This window comes from Allochromatium palmeri, assembly GCF_009720725.1.
GTDB lineage: Bacteria > Pseudomonadota > Gammaproteobacteria > Chromatiales > Chromatiaceae > Thermochromatium > Thermochromatium palmeri.
Genome location: NZ_WNKT01000163.1, coordinates 1 through 602, shown reverse-complemented (window position 1 = coordinate 602; position 602 = coordinate 1). Strand labels below are relative to the sequence as shown.

1 protein-coding gene is annotated in these 602 nt (G+C 58.5%); it reads left to right on the top strand.

Annotation, left to right across the window (positions count from 1 at the left end; translation table 11 throughout):
- Nucleotides 1–582, top strand: a 582-nt coding sequence (locus GJ668_RS19945) for an RNA-guided endonuclease InsQ/TnpB family protein (protein WP_155451817.1), incomplete at its 5' end; no start/stop codon positions are given.
- Between the last annotated feature and the right edge of the window lie 20 nt (nucleotides 583–602).

The following is a 602-nucleotide window of genomic DNA, read 5'->3' as shown; positions in this document are numbered from 1 at the left end:
TTGAGTACCGGCGAGGTCATCCCCGCCAACCCGGCGCTCAAGAAGAACCTCAAGCGTTTGCAGCGCCGACAACGGACGCTGTCGCACAAAGTCAAAGGCAGCCGACGCCGAGCGAAAGCCAAGCTCCGAGTGGCCCGGCTGCATCAGCGGATCAGAAACCAACGTCAGGCGGTCCTCCATAAACTGTCCGATCAGCTGACCCGCACCTATCAGGTCATCACGATTGAAGACCTGAATGTCACTGGAATGACGAAGAATCGCCGACTCGCCCGTGCCGTCGCTGATGTCGGCTTTGGCGAGTTACGGCGGCAGATCGAATACAAGGCCCAATGGCGCGGCGTGACGGTCGTCATCGCGGATCGATGGTTTCCATCCTCCAAGACCTGTCACGTCTGTGGCGAACTCCACGACATGCCGTTGTCGCAGCGCACGCTGGTCTGTGACTGCGGACACGTCATGGATCGCGACCTCAACGCCGCCAAAAACCTTGATCAGTATGGTCGCGACGCGCTCAGGCGAGACCTTAGGCGATTTCCGAATAAAAGTTTACCTGTTGAGCTAAGCTGTAGGCGGCTGATCTGACACACATGAGGGACTCCCGA